A 1,412-nucleotide genomic window follows, 5' to 3' on the forward strand; every position below is an offset into this window, starting at 1 on the left:
CTGCTTGAGGGCCTTGTTATAAGAGGGCCAGTTGGTGATTTTAAAATTTTGTTTTGCCATGGAGACCTGATTTTGAAACAACTGTGGTGATCTGCTCCGATGATTACCCAAAAGTTCTATTTATTCAACAAAGCCCCTCAATTACTGAAGATCAAATCATGGCAGCAGTTGCAAAAATGCACAATAGGAAACATCGGCAGCGCTGGGAAGCTCAGTGGGATTCAGCAGAAAAAAAAGGGCATCCAGTGCCGCCGTATGTAGCTAAACCTGTAGCAGCAGCAACACGAAGCCAGCATCTGTCTTTTATGCGTGGGTTGATGAAAATTGCGTCTGACGAGTGGAAATGGTTACGCCAAGCCCCGGTGATTAAGGTGCGTAAACCCGCCAGCAAGCGCGTTCGATGGCTGACCAAAGAAGAAGCGACTACTTTGATAAAATGTATGCCGGATAACTTTTGCCATGTTGTAATTTTTGCTCTGGCGACGGGTTTACGCCGTTCCAATATCATCAATCTGGAATGGTCGCAGGTCGATATGCAGCGCAAAGTAGCATGGGTACACCCGGAAAATGCCAAGGCAGGGAAAGCCATTGGTGTTGCTCTGAATGATACTGCCTGCAAAGTGCTGCGCGATCAGATAGGCAGGCACTCACGCTTTGTCTTTGTTCACACCAAAGCACATACACGTCCTGGAGGCGGGGCTACAGCAGCAGTACGAAAAATGCGAGTGGATGACAATTCTGCATGGAACACAGGTAAACGGAGAGCGGGAATAACTGACTTCAGATTTCATGATCTGCGGCATACCTGGGCAAGTTGGTTAGTACAGGCGGGTGTACCGCTTTCTGCTTTGCAGGAAATGGGAGGCTGGGAGAGTATCGAGATGGTACAACGTTACGCTCATTTATCACCGGTTCACTTGATCGAACATGCCAGAAAAATTGACGAAGTCTTGGCGGGCGATGTCACTAATCTGGCACTTTTGGAAAGTATAGCCGTCGGTGAATAGCATAACTTGTTGATTTAAATGGTACGCCCTATAGGATTCGAACCTATGACCTACGGCTTAGAAGGCCGTTGCTCTATCCAACTGAGCTAAGGACGCATAGCGAGATGCGGTTGTGTCGTTTGACAACAGTGGGCTGGATTATACCCACACGCCTCAGTGAGTCAACGAATTGGGCCCGATTTTCTGCCGTACGGTGAATCACTGTACAGTCCTATTGCCGAGCCCACCATTCAGTATGCTGTGTGTTAAAGCCGTTATCATTACCGAGGCTTTGTTGAATAAATAGAACTTTTGGGTAATCATCGGAGCAGATCACCACAGTTGTTTCAAAATCAGGTCTCCATGGCAAAACAAAATTTTAAAATCACCAACTGGCCCTCTTATAACAAGGCCCTCAAGCAGCGC

1 tRNA gene and 1 pseudogene are annotated in these 1,412 nt (G+C 47.3%); one reads left to right on the forward strand and one right to left on the reverse strand.

The features are described 5' to 3' along the window. Nucleotides 1-137: 137 nt before the first annotated feature. Nucleotides 138-1,007: pseudogene (locus QZ506_RS17095) on the forward strand (tyrosine-type recombinase/integrase); the annotation flags it as partial. 19 nt (nt 1,008-1,026) lie between these two features. Here QZ506_RS17095 and QZ506_RS17100 read toward each other — a convergent pair. Beyond that, nucleotides 1,027-1,103, reverse strand: a tRNA-Arg gene (locus QZ506_RS17100). Nucleotides 1,104-1,412 lie beyond the last annotated feature (309 nt).

It is taken from the genome of Candidatus Symbiopectobacterium sp., assembly GCF_020054415.1.
In the GTDB taxonomy this organism is placed as follows: domain Bacteria; phylum Pseudomonadota; class Gammaproteobacteria; order Enterobacterales; family Enterobacteriaceae; genus Symbiopectobacterium.